At 46.3% G+C, this 20,076-nt stretch carries 13 protein-coding genes; 9 read left to right on the top strand and 4 right to left on the bottom strand.

Features of this window, described 5'->3' with window-relative positions; translation table 11 throughout:
- Positions 1-23 precede the first annotated feature (23 nt).
- The 7 genes from NDI48_23240 (at position 24) to NDI48_23270 (ending at position 9,012) form a co-directional block, all read left to right on the top strand.
- Positions 24-3,347 carry a PAS domain S-box protein gene (locus NDI48_23240; protein MEP0834082.1) on the top strand — a complete coding sequence of 1,108 codons (3,324 nt, stop codon included), beginning with the start codon at positions 24-26 and terminating at the stop codon, positions 3,345-3,347.
- Between the two features lie 101 nt (positions 3,348-3,448).
- On the top strand, positions 3,449-3,889 hold the full coding sequence (locus NDI48_23245) for a response regulator (protein ID MEP0834083.1): 441 nt from the start codon (positions 3,449-3,451) through the stop codon (positions 3,887-3,889).
- A gap of 11 nt (positions 3,890-3,900) precedes the next feature.
- Positions 3,901-5,508, top strand: a complete 1,608-nt coding sequence (locus tag NDI48_23250; GenBank protein ID MEP0834084.1) for an ATP-binding protein — start codon at positions 3,901-3,903, stop codon at positions 5,506-5,508.
- 144 nt (positions 5,509-5,652) lie between these two features.
- Complete coding sequence (locus NDI48_23255; GenBank protein MEP0834085.1) at positions 5,653-6,627, top strand: hypothetical protein; 975 nt, start codon at positions 5,653-5,655, stop codon at positions 6,625-6,627.
- Positions 6,628-6,742: 115 nt separating this feature from the next.
- Positions 6,743-7,201: a hypothetical protein gene (locus NDI48_23260; GenBank protein ID MEP0834086.1), complete on the top strand. Its 459-nt coding sequence runs from the start codon at positions 6,743-6,745 to the stop codon at positions 7,199-7,201.
- Positions 7,202-7,298: 97 nt separating this feature from the next.
- Positions 7,299-7,604 carry an SH3 domain-containing protein gene (locus NDI48_23265; protein MEP0834087.1) on the top strand — a complete coding sequence of 102 codons (306 nt, stop codon included), beginning with the start codon at positions 7,299-7,301 and terminating at the stop codon, positions 7,602-7,604.
- Positions 7,605-7,809: 205 nt separating this feature from the next.
- Positions 7,810-9,012 carry a hypothetical protein gene (locus NDI48_23270; GenBank protein ID MEP0834088.1) on the top strand — a complete coding sequence of 401 codons (1,203 nt, stop codon included), beginning with the start codon at positions 7,810-7,812 and terminating at the stop codon, positions 9,010-9,012.
- Between the two features lie 400 nt (positions 9,013-9,412).
- On the opposite strand, the gene NDI48_23275 is transcribed toward NDI48_23270, so the two are convergent.
- Positions 9,413-14,989, bottom strand: coding sequence for a PAS domain S-box protein (locus tag NDI48_23275; protein MEP0834089.1), 5,577 nt, complete (start codon positions 14,987-14,989; stop codon positions 9,413-9,415).
- 456 nt (positions 14,990-15,445) lie between these two features.
- Here NDI48_23275 and NDI48_23280 point away from each other — a divergent pair, with 456 nt between their 5' ends.
- Entirely contained in the window at positions 15,446-16,174 is a 729-nt protein-coding gene (locus NDI48_23280) for a cupin domain-containing protein (GenBank protein MEP0834090.1), read from the top strand.
- A 47-nt stretch (positions 16,175-16,221) separates the two neighbouring features.
- On the opposite strand, the gene NDI48_23285 is transcribed toward NDI48_23280, so the two are convergent.
- The 3 genes from NDI48_23285 to NDI48_23295 all read right to left on the bottom strand — a co-directional run bounded on the left by NDI48_23285 (position 16,222) and on the right by NDI48_23295 (position 18,675).
- Positions 16,222-17,139, bottom strand: a complete 918-nt coding sequence (locus tag NDI48_23285) for an NAD(+) kinase (protein ID MEP0834091.1) — start codon at positions 17,137-17,139, stop codon at positions 16,222-16,224.
- 263 nt (positions 17,140-17,402) lie between these two features.
- Positions 17,403-18,377 carry an SDR family oxidoreductase gene (locus tag NDI48_23290; GenBank protein ID MEP0834092.1) on the bottom strand — a complete coding sequence of 325 codons (975 nt, stop codon included), beginning with the start codon at positions 18,375-18,377 and terminating at the stop codon, positions 17,403-17,405.
- A gap of 187 nt (positions 18,378-18,564) precedes the next feature.
- Positions 18,565-18,675, bottom strand: coding sequence for a cytochrome B6 (locus NDI48_23295; GenBank protein MEP0834093.1), 111 nt, complete (start codon positions 18,673-18,675; stop codon positions 18,565-18,567).
- Positions 18,676-18,955: 280 nt separating this feature from the next.
- Between NDI48_23295 and pdxA the strand changes: the two genes are divergently transcribed.
- A complete protein-coding gene (gene pdxA, locus NDI48_23300) occupies positions 18,956-20,065 on the top strand; it encodes a 4-hydroxythreonine-4-phosphate dehydrogenase PdxA (GenBank protein ID MEP0834094.1) in 1,110 nt (369 codons plus the stop codon).
- Positions 20,066-20,076 lie beyond the last annotated feature (11 nt).

The raw sequence follows: 20,076 nt of genomic DNA on the forward strand, positions 1-20,076 counted from the left end.
GAAAGCTTAATAAGGGAAAGTTCATGCTGGAATTTGTACGAACCCTTGTAGATGCAAGAGGCTTTATTCCTCAAGGACACTGCTATCTTTGGAAACCTGAGCTAGTCTGGCTCCATGTTGCAGCAGATGCGGTGACAGGAATTTCTTATTATTCAATTTCCTTCCTGTTAATTTATTTTGTTCATAAAAGGCGAGATTTGCCCTTTAACTGGATTTTTCTCATGTTTGGCAGCTTTATCGTCGCCTGTGGTACGACTCATTTATTCGAGGTATGGACACTCTGGCACCCAACTTACTGGCTTTCGGGATTGATCAAAGCAATTACCGCTTGGGTATCAGTGGGTACGGCAGTGATAGTGATGGCCTTGATTCCTAAAGCACTGGCTCTCTCCAGCCTAGCCCAGTTAGAAGGGATTAACCTTGAACTAAGAAGCGAAATTACTCAACGGAAAGAAGCCGAAGAAGCGCTACAAAGAGTGAATGAACAGCTAGAAATCAGACTTCAGAAATGTACCGCAGAGTTAGCCAAAATCAACGAATCACTGCAAATAGAAATAGAAGCGCGTAAGCATCAAGAAGAAGTGCTAAACCGACGCGAACAAGAATTCAAAGCGCTTGTTGAACATGCTCCAGATATCATCGCACGGTTCGATCGCGACTTGCGTCATGTCTACATCAACCCAGCCATAACACGAGCAACAGGATTATTACCTGAGACATTTATCGGCAAAACGAATCGAGACTTAGGGATGCCAGAAGACTTGGTTCTTTCGTGGGAGAGTTTTGTACATAAAGTGTTTAAAAATGGTCAAGAAGAGTCCCTTGCATTTCAGTTTCCTACTCCCAGCGGACTGAGATATTATCAAGTTCGTCTTGTGCCGGAATTGGCAAAGGATGGCTCGATTAAATCGACGCTTTCCATTGCGCGTGATATCAGTGAACACAAGCAGGTCGAGGAAGCTTTGTTAAGGCGCAGTCGCCAATTGGAAATTCTTTCCCGCGCTAGTCATCAGATTAACACTGTACTGGAAATCCCAACAGTAATGAGAACCATGATGGCTTCAGCGATCGAGCTGGCAGGAGCATCGGCTGGGACTTACGGAATAAACAAGCAAGGGCAAATGGTTTTTACTGAATACAATCAAAATGGCAAAATTTACTCGATTGATATCACCTGTGAGCGGGGAATGGGGGTTTCCGGTTGGGTTATGGAGACCCGAAAACCTTATATATCTAATAATATTGAAAGCGACCCTCACATCTTACCGTATCTACAAAAAAGTTTTACTTTTTATAATCTAGTAAACATTCCTATTTTTAATCGCAAAGAAGAATTAATCGGCTGTTTTGAACTTCATAATAAAGCCAATCAACGTCCGTTTAGTGACAATGATATTACGATGCTACAAGGTTTGGCTGCCAGTGCAGCCGTAGCCCTGGAGAACGCCCAAATGCTTGTTGAGCGCCAACAGGCAGAAAAGGCTCTACGAGAAAGCGAACAGAGATTAGGCGCTATCTTCAATCAAGCCGCTGTTGGTATTGCACAGGTGGGACTTGATGGAAAATGGTTACTGGTGAACCAAAAGTTGTGTGACATTGTGGGTTACACGAGTCAGGAACTTTTACAGCAAACGTTCCAAGATATTACTCACCCTGATGACCAAAATATTAGCCTCAAATACCTTCAGCAAATGATGGCTGGTGAGATTCAAACTTACTCGCTGGAAAAACGCTACATTTGTAAAAATTCTCTCCCCCTTTGGATTAATCTGACCGCTTCGATTGTCCGAGATTCGTCCGGCGAACCGCAGTACTTTATTGTTATTATTGAAGATATTAGCGCTCGCAAAACGACTGAAGAAGAACACAAAAAATTAGTTTCACTGATTGAAAATAGTTCTGATTTTATTGCCTTAGCTTCAATGACGGGAGAAGTCCTCTACGTGAATGAGGCGGGTAAACAGCTAGTAGGACTCGATAGTAATGACGAGGTTAAGAGTACACTCGTACTCGACTACCTGATGGAAGACAATCGGGTCGAGTACCTAGAGCAAATTGTGCCACTCTTGATGAAAAACGGACGTTGGGAGGACGAATATCGCTTCAGGAACTTCAAAACAAACCAGCCAATTGTAGTGCATCATAACTGTTTTCTGATCACAGACTCGCGAACTGATGAGGCGATCGCGATCGCAACAGTAACCCGCGATATTACGGAGCGCAAACGGGCACAGAAAGAACTGCAAAAAAGCTATAACCTCCTACAATCCGTCATTAATAGCACCCCGGATGCCATTGTAGTTAAGGATTTGCAAAGCCGCTATGTGATGATCAATGCGGCGGTTTGCGATATCCAAGGAAAGCCTGAATCAGAAATTCTGGGTCGAGATGATAGTGAGTTGTTCCCATCTGATACGGCGCTTCTGATCATGGAAAATGATCGTCGCATCATCAGTACAGGTGAAACAGAAATTATTGAGGAAGAGCTACTCATCGAAGGCGTTCAAAAAACGTATCTTTCTACAAAAAGCGTCTGGCGAGATGCTCAAGGAAATGCCATTGGTGTCATTTTGATTGCCAGAGATATCACCGATCGCAAACGAGCCGAGCAGGAAATTAAAGAACTCAATCAAAACTTAGAACGTCGTGTTACCGAACGCACAGCCGAACTTAAAGCCATCAATCAGGAACTTGAATCTTTTTCTTATTCAGTTTCTCACGATCTACGAGCACCTTTGCGGGGAATTGATGGCTTTAGCCAAGCCCTTTTAGACCGCTACGTTGACCAGCTCGATGAGAAAGGCAAACACTACCTCCAACGAATTCGTACAGGTACGCAGCGGATGGGCGAACTCATTGATGATTTGCTCAAGTTATCGCGAGTCACCCGTAGTGAGATGCAGCGCACACAAGTCGATTTGAGCGCCTTGGCAAGGGAGATCGCCGCAGAACTCCAACGTACACAACCTGAACGGCAAGTGGAATGGGCGATCGCACCTAGACTGATTGCCTATGGAGATGCGAGGCTTGTGCGAATTGTGTTGGAGAATCTGCTTAACAATTCTTGGAAATTTACGTCAGCGCGGATGCTGGCACGGATTGAATTTGATAGCCAACTTCAGGAAGATGCTAAAACTGTCTACTTTGTGAATGACAACGGTGCAGGCTTCGAGATGGCTTACGCCAATAAACTTTTTGGAGCCTTCCAGCGCTTACACAGCCAAGCTCAATTTCCCGGTAGTGGGATTGGACTAGCCACCGTCCAACGCATTATTCACCGACATGGAGGTCGTGTGTGGGCAGAAGGAGCCGTTGAACAAGGGGCTAAATTCTATTTCACCTTGTAACCTCAAAAAAATTCTTGCCCTCTTATTATAAATAGGCGTTAACATTCTTGAGGCTGTAAGCTAAAAGGAGGTTCTTTACTAGTTCTCAAAGGGCTAAACAGGTGGGCCAAAGAAACGCTCTACTCCTTGTGGAAGATAATCCTGACGATGAAGAATTAACGTTGCTGGCTTTCGAGCAAAGCAGGATTACCAATGAGGTCGTGGTAGCCCATGACGGAGTAGAAGCGCTAGACTATTTATTCGGTACAGGAATGTACGCAAGTCGTGACTTGAGCGTCATGCCAGCTCTAATCCTCCTAGATTTACAATTACCTAGAATAAATGGATTGGAAGTATTACAGCGATTGCGTGCCAACAACCGAACAAAATTTCTTCCTGTCGTGATTCTGACAACATCCAATGAACAGCAAGACTTGATGAATAGTTACAGTCTTGGATGCAACAGCTACATTCGCAAACCTGTAGATTTTCAACAATTTATGACAGCCGTACAGCAATTGGGGATGTATTGGCTAATTTTGAACGAACTACCAGCTATCTAAGGACTTTGCTCATGATAAATAGACCACTGCGTGTTTTGCTCGTGGAAGACTCGGAGGACGATGCCGAGCTGTTAGCGTATGAACTAGAGTGCAGTGGTTACGAATTAATCTATGAACGAGTGGATACAGCCTCGAAAATGAACGCCGCACTCGCTCAACAGACCTGGGATATTATTATCGCTGATTATACTTTGCCTAGTTTTAGTGCCCCAGCCGCGTTGACTCTTTTGCAGGAAAGACAGCTAGATTTACCCTTCATTATTGTGTCCGGCACGATTGGTGAGGATATTGCCGTTGCGGCAATGAAAGCGGGGGCGCATGATTACTTAATGAAAGGAAAATTGGCTCGACTGGCACCCACGATAGAGCGGGAGTTACGCGAGGCTAGTGAGCGACACAAGCGACGTGAAGCTGAGCAAGCTGTGCGCCAGAATGAAGAACGTTTTCGAGCCTTAATTGAAAATGCTTTAGACATTATCACAGTTGTTAATGCTGATGGAATTATTGACTATGAAAGCCCCTCTATTGAAAGGGTTTTGGGTTATAAACCAGAGGATTTAGTCGGGAAAAATATTTTTGATTACATTCACCTTGAAGATAGAGCAAACCTCGTTCAGACCCTGAATCAGCTCGTCCAAAATTTCAACCTTGCCCTATCTATCGAGTTCCGTTTTCAGCATCAAGATGGTTCTTGGCGAATTCTTGAGGCAGTCGGAAAACATCTTCTAGAACGCAATAACAGTAGCCGCTTTGCCACCTCTAATCAAGTGGGATTGGAGAGTAGTATTATTCCTGGCAAAAGGTCGAGTATTGTACTCAATTCCCGCGACATCACAGAGCGTAAGCGAGCTGAAGAAGTTCGGAATACACTTTTAAGAGAAAGAGAACTGAGTGAAGGTAGATTCAACTTCGTTTCTATGATGTCCCATGAGTTCCGCAATCCACTCACGCGCATCCGAGTTTCGAGTGAATTACTCAAAAACTTTAAAGATAAAACGACGGAGGATCAACAAGAACGCTGTCTTAACAATCTAGAATCTGCGGCTAGAGAAATGACACAGCTATTAGAAGATATTTTAATTCTTACTAGAGCAGAAGTCGGAAAATTAACATTAAACTTAAATCGGTTTAATTTGGCGGAATTCTGCTCTAATCTGGTAGAAGAAATGCAGATTGAGGCAGGAAGTAAACATAGGCTATTATTGGCCATTCGAGGGGAGTGCAACTCGGTTTATCTGGATGAAAATCTCCTGAAACATATTCTGGTTAATTTGTTATCGAATGCGATTAAATATTCACCCGAAGGTGGCAACATCTGGTTGGAACTCTCGTATCAACATGGTAACGCCATCTTCCAAGTTCAAGATCAGGGGATTGGCATTCCGCTAGAAGATCAACAACAATTGTTTGAATCGTTTCATCGAGGGCGAAATGTCGGTAAGATTCCTGGTACAGGACTAGGACTGTCCATTGTCAAACACTTTGTGGACTTGCATGACGGGAAGATTAGTATTCAAAGTGATGTGGGAGTGGGCACGACGTTTACAGTTATACTGCCGTTGAATAGCCAGAAATCTATAGAGGGACAGCGCGACGCGAAGCAATATCACGCCCTCTAAAGGGTAAATTAGGGTGAAAAACCTGGAACTGTCTGTGTAGGGGGGAAAGAAGTGCTGTGCTGATGCCACCACCCGCTCCCGAAAGCTAATATCGGAGATAGGCCGCATAAGCGAGTTTTGATCGTAAATAAGGAAGTTGCATCAGTGAGCCAATCTATCTCTAAGTTGGTCGATAACCTACCAACCAATAGCATGACCGTTTACATGCTGCGATCGCTAGATTTTATCGTCCCCGGTGAATGGCAAAACGTAGTAGGGTTTGACAACACGATTCGTGCGGTTACGGGTGTTACGGATAGATACTTAATTGAGGAAATTGGTCAGAGGGCGATCGCACTTTACAATAACCCTTCTGAAGTTTATCAACAAACCTTATGGCTTTATCAAACCGTTGATCGGGCTGATAATGCGATCGGTGCAGCCGCACTAGCGAATAAAATTGGCGAAAAAATCAGCTTTTTGGGCTTCTTAAATCAGCTAACTCCCAAAGCCGACACCGTCCAAACCATCGATCTGTGCTTGAAACTCGTTGTCGAAGCGATCGCTTTTTGCCGACTGCATGGTATTCCTACCAATATTGACGCGTTTAAAGCATCCTTAGCTAACTATCATAATGAGTCCGTAATCCGGATGGCTGCTCTGATTGCAGTTGATGGATTAATTCCCCTTGGCCCCAACTTCATCCTAAAAGCTCAATCTGTTCTTGGGCAATTAAATACCGCTCAACTAGAAGGAAATCCAACCTATCAAAACATCAGCAGCGCAATTCCTGGCGGCACGACGGCTGGTAAATTGGGCTTTATCGGCGAAAATTTTGCCTCAGTTAAAGGCTGGATGAATAATTTTGTTATGTCTCGGAACTTAACACCCGAAAAAGTAGTCGTACACTTGCAACAGTTTATGAACGTTGCTGATAGTAAGTTAGACTATGTAGCTGCCTTCCTTGACATGTCAACTAACTATTATGAACACACGGGTACTCAGACCGTTGCCCGAAACCTGATTTTACGTGCAGCTCAAGAGACTAAGGGGAAAGTCAAAGATAAAGATAAAGACAAAGACAAAGAGAAAAAGAAAAAGGACAAGGATAAGGATAAAAAAAAGAAAAAAGATTATTAAGCGATCTTAAAATTCATCAAGCCTGATAGCCACACTTTTCTATTGTGAAAATAGTACAGTGTGAGCGAATGCGTGTTTGGTCTTTTCTTTCTTTTTTGGAGGCTTCAACGTTAATATGGCTAGTGTAAAACAAAGCTTGACTATTTCTGTATTGGTTTTGACTGTATTGACCGGAAGCCTCGTCTCTTTTTCCAAGTCTGTCATTGCTGGTGAATTTCTACTAGATGACCGCTGCCGACCCAACTCAAGATTACCAGAGTCTGATGCAGCCTTTCTCTCTTATCAATGGGAGTTTAAAGCAAATCGCCAAACCTATTGGTTTTTAGCGGCTCGCTATCAGGATGGAGCTTACCTTCTTTGTTTTTCTAAACCCAATTTTAAAGAACCTCAACCCTTGAAGGTGAGTCAACTCCAAAATCAATTTATTCGCAAAATCGTCAAAGCTCCTAACAGCAATACTGTTTTTGTGGTTACGGTAGCCGAAGGGAATGGCAGTCGCGTACCTTTGACAGAGTATCAGTTGAATTTGAGAAATCCTAACCAACCGAGTGTAACTCGGCTGCGGAGAAAATAACCCTACTTGAATCTATAAAAGTAGTAAGGTGCGTTAAATAACGCACCCTACAACTTACAACTGACCTGTTCTAAAACATAAGAGGGAGAAAGATTGGATGAGAAATTGCTCTAATTTTTGGTTAGCTCTAGCTTTTTCCGCTTCTGTGATTACTGTAGGGCTACCCGCTCAAGCCGCAAAAGTTTGCAAAGTAACAGACCCTACGGGTACTCCACTCAATGTTCGCACTCAGCCCAATGGTCGAGTCATCAATACTTTAAAAAATGGCAGAGAAGTCAATATTGAAGCCATAACCAACGATAGTAAGGGTCGCCCGTGGGCGAAGATAGGTGGTTATTACAAGGGTGAATACAGAATTTGGGGCTGGGTACTTCGAGAATTTATCAGTTGCTATGGGAGCTAACGTCCTCCTAATTCTCACTGCTAGGCATTACACCGGAGCGTTAGTGAGAACAAGGCTGTTGACAGAAGGAGCAAAGCGCGATTACCTGAAAAATCCGGAATTATTAAGGCGTCATGCGTAATTATGATGATGTCCTGGCACAAGGCGATCTGTCGGCTCAAACACTCACTGCTAAAATATTGGGTCGGAGATTCATGGCTCATTCATGTCTATTTGGGTTTGGCTATCACGAGTAACGTTACTGAGTTTGGTGGGGACTGGTGCCCTTGCCGCTTTATTATTCACAACGCCTGGTAAGAACAACAGCGATCGCGCCAAAGCTACCGATGAAGCCGCTCGCATCCAAGCGGCTGCTATCACGCCAGAGGAGATGACAGTCCTAAATTTGTCTGCTCCTATGCCACCCACGTCTATCCCTCAACCCGATTTCCCGATGGAAGCTGGAGATGGCAAAAAAGTTTCAATCCAGTCTGGGGATGGCGAAAAAGCTGCAACAAAACCTGGAGTTGACAAAAAAGTTTCCATGCAGTCTGGGAACGGTGAAAAAACTGCAACAAAACCTGGAGTTGACAAAAAAGCTTCCATCAAGTCTGGGGATGGTGAAAAAACTGCAACAAAACCTGGAGATGACAAAAAAGCTTCCATCAAGCCTGGAAATGGCAAAAAATCTGCAACAAAACCTAGGAATGGCAAAAAATCTGCAACAAAACCTAAGGGTACTCAGAAAATCCCAGTTCCTCCTTTCAATCTCCAGAAAAGCCTGATTAGTTTGTCTCCTCTGTTTGCCACCCCTACATCGTTAGGAATGGTGGCGATTGGTGTGGCAGAGGGAAATTATCGATTGGTCGTAAAAAACGGTGTCCTCTACGTGGAGCAGACACCACTTTACTTCGGACATACCGATCCGGGAAACTTATCTTGGGGCGCTGTGGTGACCAACTTCGGCCCGTGTAGCGACCAAGGGCGTAGTGGTGGAAATATGGCTTTGGCGGAGCAAATGTGCCTAGAGCGAGCGCTTAATGCACTGCCCGTTCAGTTGGTTGATTTAAACGCTGCTGGGATTAATCCAGTCGGGGACATCGAAGCCCTGCTCAACACGGCGGATTTATACAATCAGGCAAGCCCCATTCACTCCCGTTATTTTCCTCGAGCTCTAGCGATCGCACGCCGGGGCGGACTAAACGGAATTGACGCGATCGCTTGGGCAAGAACTGCATCTTTCTACCTCAACTCCAATAATGAGTTAGATATAGAAAAAGGCATAAACCAAGCATCGGGGCTGTTGGGTATCTGTGCTAGAGAGAATCGTCCGGTAACCGAATGGCAATGTGTCTATGGCGATCAGATGCGACGAGTTCAAGCAATCACGACTGTTTTAGAGAAATATCGGCGTCTCGCCCGAAAGTAACGTGATGGGGATACCTGCCTAAACCCTTATCATACGAAGTTGCGTTGCTCCTACAGAGCCGCTTCGCTAACGTACCGTACATAGTACTTTCTCTCCCTAGCCCCCCTGAACTTTAGACCTTTTGCAAAAAATATAAAGAACCCCTCCCTAACCCTCCCCTTAGAAAGGGGAGGGAACTAGAATTCACTTGCTTCCCCCCGAACTCAAGGGGGGACTGTTAGCGTCGCGAGACGCAGTCCGGGGGGTCAGATTTTGACTTTTGCAAGAGATGTTCTCTTGTCCCCCTAGTCCCCCTACTCCCCCTTGCTCTCCTTGTCTCCCTCGTCGCCCCCTGAACGTTTGTTTGAGAGCGCTCTCGATTGATAAGACAGTTCTCAAAAGACCACAGAATGTGGTCTATCTACCTGAAAACGGCTGTAAGCAAACACGCGATCGCTTTTACCAATTCCTCAGGTTCGACAGGCTTGGAGATATGCATCCCAAATCCGGCAGCTAAGGCTTGCTGTTGATTGATTTCTCCGGCATAGGCAGTAAGTGCGATCGCAGGAATCATGCCTCCCTGTTCAGGCGACCACTTTCTAATTTGCCGAATCAGGGCATAACCATCCATCTCCGGCATCCCGATATCACATAACAGCAGATCGGGAACCGATTGATTCAGGAACGTTAACGCCTGTGCAGCCGAAGCGGCTGTCGTAACTTGTGCACCAGACCCCATCAGGGTGAATGCTGCCAACTCCCGCATATCTGCATCGTCGTCCACAACCAAAACATGAACACCTGCTAAGTCTGTCGCACTTTCTGGGTGTCTGTCATCAGAAGAGGGTTCCGGCTCTACGATGTTTAATGGTAGCCGGATGGTAAATGTAGCCCCTAAATTCTGTCCTAAGCTGTCTGCTTGAACGGTTCCTCCATGCAGTTCGGTAAAATGGCGGACGATCGCCAGCCCCAATCCCAATCCGCCGAATTGCCGGGTTGTTGTGCCATCTTCTTGACGGAAGTAGTCAAACACATAAGGTAAGAACTCTGGACTGATGCCTTTTCCAGTATCTTTGACTTGAATCTGAGCATAGGTGCCAACTTGCTCTAGTTGCACCTCGATTCGTCCTCCACTTGGGGTGAACTTCACGGCATTGGAGACGAGGTTCCAAACTACCTGTTGCAGGCGATTTGTATCACCTGCAACCGTTCCTGAAATCGGATTAAATGTGGTCTGGATTTGAATGTGTTTGGCTTCAGCTGCCAGTCGTACCGTTTCCAGGGCGGCTTCAATCGTTGCCCCTAGATTCACAGGAGCGACGTTTAACGTCATTTTTCCTTGCAGAATGCGCGAGACATCCAACAAGTCCTCAATTAATTGCGCTTGCAGCTTGGCGTTGCGTTCGATCGTTTCCAGGGCTTGCTGGGTTTTTGTGGCATCTAGTCGCCCAGTTCGGAGCAATTTTGTCCAACCCAGAATCGGATTGAGGGGCGATCGCAACTCGTGGGACAACACCGCCAAGAATTCGTCTTTAATCCGGTTAGCGGCTTCTGCTTTTGCGCGATCGCGTTGAGCCACCCGGTACAACTGAGCATTGTCGATCGCCAAGGAAGCACGACGCGCCAATTCCTCTGCCAGTTGCAAATCTGCTGAGGTATACCGTCGTCCAGATTCGGCTGAGATAAAGGAAATGACCCCTAGAATTCGTGCCTGAGTTCGTAGTGGCACCGTCATTACGGATCTGAATCCAACCTGCCGCAGAATCTCTAAATGCTCTGAATCACGCGCTGCCTGTACCAACAGTTCATCGGGAATCTCCGGCACCAAATCAGATTCCCCAGTTCGCAATGTAAATGCAGCACCGCGAGGGTCATCGGGGTTTATAGGATACTTGTCTCTAATCTGATAGGCCCATTCCAGCTTGGCAGGGTCGATGTGAGCAACTGCAATCTGCTCGATCGCACCCTCCTCTTCTATCATGTGAACCGTACACCAGTCCGCTAATTCCGGCACTGTAAGCTGCGCGACTCGCTCTAGAGTCGTTTGATAATCGAGTGAGGATGCAAGCACCGCACTTGCCTCAGAGAGAAAGCGTTGGGCAAGCTCTAACCTGACGCGTTCAGTCACATCGACTACATAAATTAAAACCCCTTCTACCTGACCATTTGAGTTAACAGTCGGAAGATAGTAAACGTTGTAATAACCGGGACGGCGATCGCTGCGTCCGGGAACATTCACCGCAAAGTTGGGTGAGATGAAAGGATTGCCTGTGGCGTAAATCTGATGAAAGACTTCGACTAATTTGGGATCGGATTGACCAAAAAGTTCTGGAATGGAATGTCCTAAGTGTTGTTTTCGGGTTAATCCATTAATTTCTGCTAATGCTTCGTTGATGGCAATAAATCGCTGCTTTTCATCTAACAGGGCAAGTCCAACCGGAGACGTGTCAAAAATAGTTGCCAGTTGGTGCTGTGCGGCTTCTGCCTGAGAACGGGCAATGCGTTCGCGCTCTAGTAGTTGTTCTCGTTCCTGTTCGGCTTGCTTGCGCTCTGTGATCTCAATGACAACTCCGATCGAGTGCTTGGCCTTTCCCTGAGAATCATAAGTAAACTGTCCTCTCACTTCGACCCAGTGAATGGAGCCATCTGACCAACGCAGACGATATTCATCGTGAAACTCCTTCTTGTCAGCTAAGGCTTGCTGAAGCTTTGCCTCAACTTCTGCTAAGTCATCGGGATGAACCCGACTTGCCCAAATCTCATAGCTGGGTTCACACTCATTGGGTTGCAGACCCAAGACGGTGAAGTGTCCTTCTGACCAAAGCGATGCATGGGTCTGCATATCCCAGTCCCAAGTTCCCATACGTCCGACCTTCAGCGCGAGTTTCAGGTGAGCTTCACTTTCTCGCAATTCCTCTTCTGAGCGCGATCGCTCTACGGCTAGCCAAGTTTTTTGAGCAATTCGCTCCATCAGCACCACATCGTCCTCCGTCCAGTGGCGAACAGAGACATGGTGCAACACCAACAATGCAACAAATCGCCCTTCTTTCACCAAGGGAACACATAGGAGAGATTTGGTTTGAATTGCGTCAAAGGTAGCAGCCCCCGATCCGGCAGTCCGAGGATCGCGATCGACATCGTCCACGGCGATTGTTCTGCCTTGCTTTAATTCAGCAATCAGTTCATGACCAAACGAATCCATGTGATGGCTACCGACGATGCTGATTACACCATTGCAATAGTCGTGATCGACGATAACGTATTCCTGAGTAGAATCAATTTCGCCGTAGGTACAGCGAGTGACATCAAAGTGTCGCCCTGTGGCACAAACCACCTGCCACATAATTTCTTTAGGGTCTTGAATGGCACGAATCGCGTCATTCAATTCGATTAGGAATTGCTGAATTTCTTCTTTCTGCTGGAGGTTCTTGAGTAGTTGTTCAATTTGTTGCCTTGCCCGCACCTGGGCTGTCACTTCAATGTTATAAATCAACACGCCCTGAATGGTTCCTTCGGCATCCCGCCAAGCCGGACAGATGCAGTTGAAAAATCCCTCTTCCAACACACCATCGCCGTTCCGATCCCAGTAAGCAGGCGACTCATTCCGAATAAATGTTTCTCCCGTCCGGTAAACGCGCTCAATGACATCAAAGTAAATTTGCCCCTCTAGCTCCGGGAAAACCTCCCGCATTGATTTCCCGATCATGTCTGGAGTGCGTCCAGTCCCTTGCAGATAGGTGGGATTGGCAAATTCATACACAAGATCGGGACCTTTCACAATGCCAATCATCGCAGGGAACTGCATCAGGATGTCATACAACCGCTTGCGTTCGCTTTCTGCTTCGAGTCGGGCAGTTTGTTCTCGTTTTAAAAGGCGATCGCGTTCTGCTTCGATCTGTTTGCGTTCTGTAATATCAACCGAAACGCCAATCATGCGAACTCCTTGCCCCGTCTCATCCCGATAGACTTGCCCCTGACTGTTGAGCCAGCGCACAACGCCGTCTGGACAAATTACCCGATACTCCGGTGCGTAGGGCTGTTCTCCAGCTATTGCCCCTACCGTCGCTTGGAGCACCTGTTGTCGATCGTCTGGATGAATGAGCGCAACAAACTCTTCTCCCGTCCCTTCATGAAGACCCCAAACGTCTAGAGCATTAGCAGAACACACCACTCGATTGCTCTGCAAATCCATATCCCAGACAACCATCTGAGCCGCTGTCAGTGCCAATCGTAAGCGTTCTTCGCTCTCTCGTAATGCCTGTTCAACTTGTTTGTAATCGGTCACATCACGCGCAATACTCAGTACTGTTTCCACGGAGCCATCACTGGCAAATTCAGGTACGAGACGCGACTGATACCATCGAATACCATTGAGAGTCGGAAACTTAAATTCAATCGTTTGTTCTTGTCCGGTTTCAAAGACTTGCTGCAAACTGTCATGCAAAATGCGATACATGTCTTCTGGCATTCCTAGCTCGGCATTAGTCCTGCCAAGAAATTGCTCTGATGGAATACCTGTTGCCAGTTCTATAGAAGGGCTGACATAAAGGTGACGAAATTCTGAATCAATTCGGCTAATAATGTCTGGGGCATTTTCAGCCACCATTTTGAACTGTTGCTCTCGCTGCCGCAGTTGGCGTTCCAAGCGTTTGCGCTCCGTTAAGTCGATTAAGAAGCCTACACCTAAATTGTTGGGTCCTCCTAAATAGGCAGTCCCAATTAAAACGGGAACCCGGCGACCATCTTTACGAATGTATTCTTTCTCAAACGGCGCATGGCGACCAACTTGTTTCATCTGTGCCATTGCTTGCTCGTCTAAATGCCGAAACTCCGGTGGAGTAATCTCTAGGAAGTTTACCTCTCCCGATAAAACTTCTTCTCGCGTGTAGCCTAAAGTTGCTAACCAAGCGTCGTTGACTTCCAGAATATTGCCTTGAAAGTCGCCAATAATAATGCCAATGAGATTTGCCTCCAATAATCCTCGTAGCCGCGATTCACTCTCGCGTAAGGCTTGCTCTACACGTTGGCGTTCGCGTAGCGCAGCTTGCTGTTCGCTCACGTCTTGGAAGACAACAACGGCTGCAACAATCTGCCCCTGCTTATCTAAAATTGGTGCTGAGTTGACGTTAATGAAAATGCGGCTACCATCATTTCGATGAATTTCTATCTCTTCGTTGGTAACGACTTCACCTGTTTTTAGCGATCGCACCAATGGATACTCATGAGGCGAATAGAGTTGACCATCTAAGTGAAAGATTTCACTTGGAATAATGGGTGCATAGTCCTCAATCTCCAGCAATTGTTCATAGCCATACCCAACAATTTGCTTGGTTTGTTCGTTCGCCAGAACTAATTTATTGGATGCTGCATCGGCAATCATGACTCCAGCAGGCATTTGTCGCAAAACGGCTTCAAATCGGGCGCGTTCAATTTCCAGCTCGTGCAACAATTGTTCTCGTTCTGCCTCCCCTTGCTTGCGCTCCGTCACATCCCGAAAATAAACGGCTACCCCTGCTGTAGAGGGATAGGCATTCACCTCTAACCAATACTGGATAGGTTCCTCAAATTCTTCCCAGGAAACAGGAACCTGTTCCATCACTGCCCGATGTAGTTCCCGATAAGCAATTCTACCGACCAGATCGGGAAAAACCTCATTCCAAACGTGTTTTCCCAGTAACTCTTCTGGCGTTTTGTGCAGGATTTTAGCCGCCGCCCGATTCACGTAGGTGTAACGCCAGTCGCGATCGAAGGCGACAAACGCATCCGTAATGCTTTCAAGAATCGTTGCCACCTTGTGTTCAGTTTCTTGGGCAGCGAGCAACTGTTCGCCTTCAAGAGTGCGGGCAAAGCGTTCAATGACTTCAGAGCGAGAGATTCCTCGTTTATGAGCCTCTTGATCGAGTGATCGCCATGCTGTATTGGTCAGAGATACGCTAACTCGTTGTTTTGTCTCCGAGTTCCAATTGTTAACAAACTTGCCTGTGGCGTCGCGCTTCATGAAGAGCCATCCGTATACATACACGGTCTTCTCCATTCAAACTGACTTACTCTCTGAGGAGAATCCGCCTGAAGACTGATGCTTTGCATTTTGAGCTGAGGAATAAACCTTAGAGAGTTGCTTCGGATTCAATTATGTGCATTTTGATTACACGCGATAGCTGGTAAATTCAAGACGAATTCTTTCTGACCTATTTTTATTATTAAATAACACCAACTAAAATCGCTCATAAATTTTACCCAATCGAATTAATTATAAAACCAGTATTTCTACTGAACCATAAAATCAGGGTTTTTACGGATGCAGAGGAGTTGCACCTTAAGAGTATATTGAGCACAGAGAAATACGTTTTTCGTAAGACAAACGTATGATGAGGCGTATGACACTCGCCTAAAAATTTTTCAAGCCATCAAGGCGAAAGCCTTAATAGTTGACAGCACTTACTGAAAGACTGTGATGACAGCATTTTTAACTCAGTTATCGACCTTATCTCAGCAGCAATCATACCGGAAAACTGAAAATATCAAAAGTTTAGAAACTCTGATAGCGCCACTTTCTTTAAAAGAATTTTTTAAAAAATACTGGAAAAGAAAAGCGGCTATCATTGCTGATGACAATCCTCAAAAGTTTCGCCAGCTATTGCATTGGGAGCAATTGCAAAACCTATTAATTGAATGTCCGGAAAATCAAATGAAGTGTTTTGATAATGGGCCTCCAATTCCAGGAGAAAAGGCCAACCTGCTACAAAGATGGCATCAAGGTCAAACTCTTCATATCGAAAGAATTGAAAAATTAGTGCCAGCTTTAGAACAGTTGTCTGGGCAGATTGCGGAAGACCTAAAAGCTTCGACAAAGATGTATGCGTTCTGCTCGCATCCCAATCGTCCTGGCGCTCACTTACACTACGATCGCTTTGATGTTTTCGTTTTGCAAATTCAAGGCTATAAAAAGTGGCAAGTCCAGTTGAATCGTGGAAGAAAACCGTATTTGGAGCGCGTGTTAAAGCCAGGAGACTTATTATATTTGCCAAGGGGACATTGGCATCAAGCGGTTGCCTCTCAAGAACAGTCGTTACATTTAACCTTGGGAATTTCGTTCAATAATTTTAATGATAGTCCCCTCGAAGAATCAACGTTCTCTCCATTCCTACTCAAACTCAAAAATAAAATATTTAAAAGGTTTTGACTGTGAATAAGTCTTACAGTTAAGGTTCGGTCTGAGAGAATTGCACTCTACGGCAATTCTACCGACGTAGGTTTGGCAATATGAGGCAAACCCCAACCTAGCTTTTCGCGTAAAATTCGGAAAAACTCCGGAGATTGTAAACGGATGAATCGAGCTGAAAATTGCGATCGCTCAACCTTGACGCTATCATCCGGCAACACGTAACACCCGGCATTGCCATCCACCACTAAAATTAGCTGATTGGGCGCTGCCGGAAAAATCGTCACCGGTTCACTATCCGCAAATACCAGTGCCCTAGACGCCAACGAGTGAGGACAAATGGGCACCAATTGCAACACCGGTACTCCTGGTGTCACCACCGCGCCCCCAGCACTGAGCGCATAAGCCGTCGAGCCAGTTGGCGTGGAGAGAATCACACCATCTGCCGCAATATCCACCAATGCATGATGCCCAATTTGAATCTCAAAATGGCACATACAGGTTAACGGCTCCCGATGGAGTACCAGCTCATTCAAGCACAGCGCTTCCCACCAAATCGCTTCCTTGCGAACAACCTGAACTGCCAGCATCGTCCGCTCTTCAATCTCATACTCTCCCGCTAGCAACTTTTCCAACACACGGGGCAACTCGTTCACATAAGCCTCAGTTAAGAAGCCCATGTGACCCGTATTGATGGTGAGCAACGGGATACCATAGGGCGCTACCTGGCGAAACGCAGCTAAAACTGTACCATCTCCTCCCAATGCGATCGCAAAGGTCATCTTTTCATCAAAACCAGGAGGTGCCAACTTATCGATCGGTGTATGACAAATCGGCGAGTCAGGGCGAGAATAACCCAGAATTCCTCCGACTCCTGTAGCCATATAAACGTCCCAACCCGCCGCACTCAACTTGTCTTGCAACTCTACGGCAAGGCGACAAGCTGCGGGTTTGAGATCGTTATAAATGATGCCTGCTTTGGGTATGCTCACCAGTCTGCGTAGGGGTCAAGTAAACTGAACTAGCGCTTTGGTGTGACCTTAAACAAGGATTTCCCTGGCAATACTTTACCAGCGGTTCACTACGAGAGCGACTACGTAAAGAGGCACGGAGTAGAGAGTAGTAGCACTCAACCATCACTCCTATGCCTTTTTCAGGGAATGCCTTGAGGAAGGAATCCAGTATTTTTGCTTATCAACTTATTTTATCTTGATATATGATAATCGCCTTTTCTGTGTCGAAACATCCTTTACTGAGTTTTAAAGGGAGTTTTCTTCTTCTTTTTCGCTTTGTCTTTCTCGAATTCGATCTCCTTGAGCTTTTTCATGATTCGGCTGAAGTAGTCTTTTAGGTAAGCTTCTAAGGTTGTCGTTTCTTTAGGGTCTAGACCCAATACTTCGTAAACTTCATCCATTGGAGCATCCAGGGGTTTCCCGTTTGCCAACACTTCGGTAAAGGCTAAGCGATCCGATACATTCCAGCCCCACTGAAAAAACCGCAGAATCTGGCGCACAGCCCGCAGTAAATTCAGGGGGAGTCGGGCAATTTTGGCTTCTTTCCCTGACAATCGCTCACACAGGCGGATAATCTCATAAGCTCCCCAAGCCCTAGTGCCCACCACGGGAAAAGACTTATTTACAGTTTCTGGAACCTCAAGGGCACGAACCGCAAATTTGGCAACGTCTTGAGTGTCCATGTAGGCAATGGGAGAACTCTCCCCAGTAATCCAAACCGCCTGTTTGTCTAAAATCGGAATGGCGTACTGACCAATTAGCCCTTGCATAAAGCCACAGGGTCGCAAAATCGTGTATTTTAATCCCGATTCAGCCAAGAAAAGTTCCGTACACCGCTTGATTTCCATCAGCGGGACATTGGGAAAATTTTGAGCATCTAGAATTGAGAAGAAAATAAAGTGTTCAACACCTGCCGCCACCGCCGCTTGAATCAATGAAACTTTGCCGTCCCAATCCACCTGTTTAATGGTGAGAGAGTCTGTTGCTCTTGATGTTGCTGCATCAATGACAGCCGTGACTTCTTCGAGGGCGGGCTTCAGGGTTTCGGGGGCGGTGAGATCCCCTTGTACAAGTTCGGCTCCCCATTCTTTGAGAAAGGCAGCTTTTCTGGGACTGCGTACCAAACATCGGACCTGATGGCCTTCGTCGAGTGCACGACGAACCACCTGTCTCCCCAGGGTGCCAGTTGCACCTACGACCAACAAATTCATCAAGGAATTTTAGTAAAGAATCTTAAACTTTCTCAATAATATTATCAGAAATCTGCGATCGATTCCATGTAAAAGTCAGTCAAAGCACTCTAACCTTGCCAAAACTCTAGTTTTGCAGCAGGCCGATGGAGGCACAAAACCAAGCGGTACTGTGGCTTGCCCTGCTCACCTCACATCGGCTCAAGCCTTAAGCTTCCTCCTCGCCTCCCTGGATTTTGAGCAGTAAAAAGCCCAAGCCCAAACCAACCAAAATCAGAGTAAAAGACAATACTGCTGCGTTAAACATCTCACCGTTCATTCTTTTTAATCTCCTAATGGATTGGTAAAGTGTGTGTCAAAGGGTGAGCGCCCCACGGGGCAAAGGTATTTGCCAAGCGTGTGCATCGTGCGATCGCCAAACCGTTGGAGCCGTTTGAAAGCTTACACCTAATCAGTAAGCCTGCTCATCCCGCCTGGAACCAGATGCTTTAAAGCATCCAGACTCATTGGGTGTATTGTAGAACAGCGCGAGAGTCAATCTCCAGGAATAGGTGCTACCAATGGTTGTCGTGGCTCAGAATTGGAGGGGAAAGCCAAAAATGAAGACCGGGAAAACTTTCTTTACAGAAAAAAACCGCTCACAGCCAGGGCGTCCTCGCTTAGCGGTTACATTGGGAGACCCTGCGGGAATTGGCCCAGAGGTGATACTCAAAGCATTGGCAGACCCAGAAGTAATGAACGATTGTGACACGACGGTCATAGGCAGTCGGGCGCTTTTGCAAACCACCTACACCCAACTGCGGCAAACCCTGGAACATCAAGAGGCATTGGTTGATCCAGAACGATTATCGATTCTCGATATTCCTGTAGAGGCAGCCCTTGAGCATCAAATTACGGCAGGGGTTGGGACAGCCGCGAGTGGTGCCGCAAGTTTTGCCTATTTAGAAAGGGCGATCGCTGGTACTCTTGCAGGTGAGTTTGATGGCATTGTTACCGCCCCCATCGCCAAGTCATTATGGAAGGCCGCAGGACATAATTATCCGGGACAAACTGAAGTACTGGCAAAGTATGCCGGAGTTGAGCGATTTGGGATGTTATTTGTGGCGCGATCGCCCCACACCGCTTGGTTACTTCGCACTCTTCTGGCAACCACACATATTCCACTATGTCAAGTCCCAGATACCCTAACACCGGAATTAATGACCAAAAAACTGGACTTGCTCGTGGAGTGCTTGCGGGTTGATTTTGGTGTCGAGACACCTCGGATTGCCATTTCTGGCTTAAATCCTCATAGTGGTGAGCAAGGGCAGTTGGGTCGTGAAGAACAAGATTGGCTCATGCCTTGGCTAGAGCAAGAGCGTCAGTCACGCCCTAAAGTGTGGCTTGAGGGGCCAGTTCCACCCGATACGCTGTGGGTTAAAGCTGGGCAAGCCTGGTACGGATCTTCCATCCAACACCCAAAATCTAACATCCAAAATCTCCCGGATGCCTATCTGGCGCTGTACCACGACCAAGGCTTAATTCCTGTCAAACTCATGGCATTTGACCGAGCGATCAACACCACCATTGGTCTACCCTTTGTGCGTACCTCTCCCGATCACGGCACAGCGTTTGATATTGCAGGTCAAGGTATTGCCAATGCCACAAGTATGAAAGCGGCTATTCAGCTAGCCGCTGAACTCGTCAATCAGCGTTTAAGGAAGGTTTAGAACGCTTTCTG

It is taken from the genome of Microcoleus sp. AS-A8 (assembly GCA_039962225.1).
In the GTDB taxonomy this organism is placed as follows: Bacteria; Cyanobacteriota; Cyanobacteriia; order Cyanobacteriales; family Coleofasciculaceae; genus Allocoleopsis.